Raw genomic sequence first — 4,373 nt, 5'->3', positions numbered from 1 at the left:
AGCTTCTCGAACGCGGACGCATGCCAGGCGCTGTTCCCTGAAGCCGACCTCAGCGATGCGAACTGCAGCGGCGGGCGCTTCGACCAGTCGATCTGGGCCCGGGCTCTGCTGGAACGCGCCGACTTCTCGCAAGCCCGCTTGYCGCTCGGCGTGTTTCACCGCGCGCGCTGCGCCGGCGCGAACTTCCGCAACGCCGACATGCAGGACGCCGATCTTTCATATGCCGACCTGACCGGTGCCGACCTGGGCGGTGCGCACTTCCTTCGCACGCGCCTGCACCGCGCCCAGCAGCAGGGCGCGCGGTTTTCCAGCCGCGACGGGATCATCGACAACGAGCCCGAACTCTTCAAGGCACAGGCCTGGTCCGACTCGCACTGAGCCCCGCAACCGCCCGCCCGCTTTTCCAGACGTCCACACCCACATCAAGAAGGGAATCCGCCATGAATGTCATTCCACTGCGCCCCGCCCTTGCGGCAGCTGCTGCGCCGGTTCATCTCGTGGGGCGGCTGGCGGCCGCACTGCCCGATGCGCATTTCGATGTCGACGACGGGGACGGCGGGACCTGGCGCTGCCGCCGAGCCGCCAGTTGCCTGCTGCGGCCCGAGGTGGGCGACACCGTGCTGCTGTCCGGACCGGACGGAGCCCGGGTGTACCTGATCGCCGTGCTCGAACAGGCGGACGATGCGGTCAGCCGCATCGACACATCAGGCGCCCTCTCGATCGAAAGCCCCGGCGACGTACGGCTGCGCAGTGGCGGCGAGCTCCAGATGCACGCCGCGCAATGGAAGCTCCAGGCCGCGAGCGGACAGTGCCGCGTCGACGACCTGCACTTCACCGGCCAGGCCCTCGACGCCACGGTGGGGCGGCTGCGGCTGGTCGGGCGCGTCCTCGAATCGGTGGCCGATCGCATCGTGCAGATGGCGCGCAACGCGCTGCGCGTGGTGGACGAAACCGAGCAGGTCCGCGTGGGCCATCTCGACTGCGAAGCCGGCGGCACGGCGCGCCTGCATGCCCGGCACACGGTGGTCACGGCCAGCGAGCTCGTGAAGGTCGATGCCGCGCAGATCCACATGGGCTGACCCGGCCCGCAGCAAAAGGAGCACCGCAATGTTTGCCAACTGCCAGCTGATGGGAATGGACCTCGCCTTTCCCGACGTCTGCAAGACCCCACCCGCCGCGATGGCGCCCATTCCCTACCCCAACATGGCGTTCGGCCCCACGGCCGTGCCCAACGCGTGGAACATCCTCTTCATGTGCATGCCCGCGCACAACATGGCAACCACCACGCCGATCACGCTGGGCGATACCACCGGGGCGGGCGGCGGCATCGTCTCGCAGACCTTCATGAGCCAGTCGCGGCACGTGRCGGGCGCGTTCACCGTGCTCATCAAGGGGACGCCGGCCACGCGCATGACCAGCCTGAGCACGCAGAACCGCAGCAACATGGTGGGCATGCGCATCGTGCCGAGCCAGTGCAAGGTGATGATTCTTTCGCCCTGAGAGCCATTGCGCTGCGCACGAACTGCGAGACAAAATGAACCATGCATGACACCGCCTACGAACATCGGCGAGCTATCTCGGTCTCGATGCCGCGCCGGGCCGGGGCGTGGACAAGGTGGTCACGCCGGGCGACCCCCTGCCGCTGCCCGACGCCTGCGCCGACGTGGTCGTCACGAGTTCGGCCCTCGAGCATGACCCCTGCTTCTGGGAAACTTTTCTGGAGCTCGTGCGTCTGCTGCGGCCCGGCGGTCTGCTCTATGTCAATGCGCCAAGCAACCATGCGTTTCACCGGTATCCGGTCGATTGCTGGCGCTTCTATCCCGATGCCGGTGTGGCGATGGTCGAATGGGGCCGGCGCCGGGGCGTCGAAGTCGAACTGGTCGAGTCCTTCGTCGCCCGCCCCGCGGCGTCCGGCTGGGCCGATTTCGTCGCGGTCTTTCGCAGGCCCGGACCACCCCTCATGCGCCTGGGACGGCTGGCGGACTTCGGCGAAACCCAGAACGGATACGACGCCGAGTCCACGGAGCTCCTGCGCCACCACGCGGAAACCTTCGACATGCTCGCGCTGGCGCAGGCACGGCAGCAGCTGCAGAACTGCGAACGGGAGCGCGACGAACTCCGGGCCCAGGCCGCCAGCGCGTCAGGCGAGCTCGGCAAGGCCTACGAGGCTATCCTTGCCCTCAAGCAGGAGTCCGAGGCGCTGCGCCGCGAACTGCACACACTGCGCGGCCATCCGTCTTCCGGCGCGTAGGCACGCGCTCCGGCTTTCCGCCGCTCAGGGGACGCTTTCGTTCACGCTTCGTCGTCGGCGTCGTTGCCCGTGAGGGACAGCACTTGTTCGACGAAAGCCTCGAACAGCGGCAGTGCGGCGGGCAGTCCATCGAAGGAATGCGCCTCGCCGGCGTCGAAGACATGCGGCTTGCCGTCCGGCAGGGCCACCCATTCACCGGCCTCGAACAGCAGGCCCAGGTAGCCGTCCTGCGTGGGCAGGTAGAAAGCCCCACGCGGTCGAGAACCCGCTGGCCTTCCGGTGCGTCGTCTTCGCGGCCCCAGGCCACACCTTGCCGCGCCAGGTGTTCGGTGATCCAGCCGTCGCACACATGCGTGTCGCGCCAGCTTCCTTCGGCATCGAAAACGGCGAGCACGGGCATGAGGGGCGTCCTTTGCTTGGGGGAACTACTGCAGGAAGCTGGGCTTGGCGTAGCCCTGGAACTTGCTGTCGACCACGGCCTTGAATTCCTTGGAGCGGTAGGCCTCGGCAATGTCCTTGGCCCAGGGCGCGTTCTTGTCCGCGCTCTTCACGGCCACCACGTTCAGGTAGTAGTCGGGCGTCTTCTCGAGCACCACGGCTTCGCTCAGCTTCAGGCCCGACGAGATCGCGAAGTTGCCATTGACGATGGCGTACTCGGTGTCGCCCAGCGAGCGCGGCAGCTGCGCGGCCTCGAGCGGAATGAACTTGAGCTTCTTCGGGTTCTCGGCCACGTCCTTCTCGGACGCGCGCAGCGGATCGACGCCGGGCTTGATGGTGATGAGCTTGTTCTGCTCCAGCAGCACCAGCGCGCGGGCCAGGTTGCTCGGGTCGTTGGGCAGCGTGAAGCGGTCGCCCTCTTTCACTTCAGCCAGCGTCTTGCGCTTGGTGGAGTACACGCCCAGCGGCGCAATGGGGCCCTGCACCAGTTCGGCGAGGTCCAGCTTCTGGTCGGCCGAGAACTTCTTCAGGTAGACCTGGTGCTGGAAGAAGTTGGCATCGAGCGAACCCTGCGCGAGCGCGAGGTTGGGCTGCACGTAGTCGTTGAACTCGACCAGCTTCACCTTGTAGCCCTTCTTCTCGAGGATGGGCACGATGCCGGCCTTGAGCTGGTCGATGTTGGAGCCGGCGGTGCCGCCGATCACGAGGTTCTTCTTGGCTTCCTGGGCCTCTGCCAACGAAAGGCCGCCGAACGACAGGGCAACCAGGGACAGGGCAAGGACGGAGCGGCGCAGCAGAGCGGTTTTCATGAAATCAAAAAAAGAAGGAACGAGAGAAAAAGAGATTCAACGCTTGTCCAGCCTACGCGCCGTGGTGTTGCCCACGAACTGCAGGATCTGCACCAGCACCACGAGCAGCGCCACGGTGAGCACCATCACGTCTGTCTGGAAGCGGTAGTAGCCATAGCGGATGGCCAGGTCGCCGATGCCGCCGCCGCCCACCACGCCGGCGATCGCCGAGTAGGAGAGAAAGCTCACCGCCAGCACCGTGAGCGCGAGCACCAATCCGGAGCGCGCCTCGACCACCAGCACGCGCCAGACGATCTGCAGCTCCGAGGCGCCCATGGCATGCGCCGCCTCGATCACGCCGCGCGGCACTTCGCGCAGGCACTGGTCGACCAGCCGCGCAAAGTACGGAATGGCCGCGAACGACAGCGGCACCGCGGCCGCCAGCGGGCCGATGGACGTGCCCGCGATCACCCGCGTGAACGGCACCAGCGCCACCAGCAAGATGATGAAAGGAAACGAGCGCACGGTGTTCACGATCCAGTTGAGCACCAGGAACGCCGGCTTGTTCTCGAGCGACTGGCCCGGCCCCAACAGGAACAGCAGGATGCCCAGCGGCCCGCCGATCAGCACCGCGGCCGAGAGGCCGATGGCCAGCATCATGAAGGTCTGGCCCGTGGCCACCCACAGCTCGGGGAGGATGGGGGCGATGTTCTCAAACATAGGCCACCTCCTGCGGGCTGCGCTGCAATGACGGCGGGCGCGGCGCGATGGGTTCGCGCGCCTCGCGTTCGCGGCGGCGCACCAGCTCGTCGATCTCGCGGCCGAGCGCCGTCTTGCGCTCTTCGCTCGGCGCATCGACCACAGCGAACTGCTCCACCAGCCGGCCCTTCTCCAGG

At 67.0% G+C, this 4,373-nt stretch carries 7 protein-coding genes and 1 pseudogene; 4 read left to right on the top strand and 4 right to left on the bottom strand.

Annotated features, from left to right (window positions below; all coding sequences use genetic code 11):
- The 4 genes from AC1DOC_RS21410 to AC1DOC_RS21395 all read left to right on the top strand — a co-directional run.
- Nucleotides 1-378, top strand: a 378-nt coding sequence (locus tag AC1DOC_RS21410) for a pentapeptide repeat-containing protein (RefSeq protein WP_478130445.1), incomplete at its 5' end; no start/stop codon positions are given.
- A 62-nt stretch (nucleotides 379-440) separates the two neighbouring features.
- Nucleotides 441-1,079, top strand: a complete 639-nt coding sequence (locus AC1DOC_RS21405; RefSeq protein ID WP_478079380.1) for a DUF3540 domain-containing protein — start codon at nucleotides 441-443, stop codon at nucleotides 1,077-1,079.
- Between the two features lie 28 nt (nucleotides 1,080-1,107).
- Nucleotides 1,108-1,500, top strand: coding sequence for a DUF4150 domain-containing protein (locus AC1DOC_RS21400; RefSeq protein ID WP_478130444.1), 393 nt, complete (start codon nucleotides 1,108-1,110; stop codon nucleotides 1,498-1,500).
- A gap of 106 nt (nucleotides 1,501-1,606) precedes the next feature.
- Complete coding sequence (locus AC1DOC_RS21395) at nucleotides 1,607-2,251, top strand: methyltransferase domain-containing protein (RefSeq protein ID WP_478079381.1); 645 nt, start codon at nucleotides 1,607-1,609, stop codon at nucleotides 2,249-2,251.
- Nucleotides 2,252-2,292: 41 nt separating this feature from the next.
- On the opposite strand, the gene AC1DOC_RS21390 is transcribed toward AC1DOC_RS21395, so the two are convergent.
- The 4 genes and pseudogenes from AC1DOC_RS21390 to AC1DOC_RS21375 all read right to left on the bottom strand — a co-directional run.
- Nucleotides 2,293-2,439: a hypothetical protein gene (locus tag AC1DOC_RS21390; RefSeq protein WP_478079382.1), complete on the bottom strand. Its 147-nt coding sequence runs from the start codon at nucleotides 2,437-2,439 to the stop codon at nucleotides 2,293-2,295.
- A gap of 237 nt (nucleotides 2,440-2,676) precedes the next feature.
- A complete protein-coding gene (locus AC1DOC_RS21385) occupies nucleotides 2,677-3,498 on the bottom strand; it encodes a MetQ/NlpA family ABC transporter substrate-binding protein (RefSeq protein ID WP_478079383.1) in 822 nt (273 codons plus the stop codon).
- Nucleotides 3,499-3,534: 36 nt separating this feature from the next.
- On the bottom strand, nucleotides 3,535-4,197 hold the full coding sequence (locus tag AC1DOC_RS21380) for a methionine ABC transporter permease (RefSeq protein ID WP_015866564.1): 663 nt from the start codon (nucleotides 4,195-4,197) through the stop codon (nucleotides 3,535-3,537).
- Nucleotides 4,190-4,373 (bottom strand): annotated as a pseudogene (locus tag AC1DOC_RS21375) (methionine ABC transporter ATP-binding protein); the annotation flags it as partial. The pseudogene AC1DOC_RS21375 and the gene AC1DOC_RS21380, both read right to left, overlap by 8 nt.

The organism is Variovorax sp. 01T439_2 (assembly GCF_056398445.1).
Note: the sequence above shows the minus strand (reverse complement) of the source record. Positions and strands in the feature narration are given on the sequence as shown.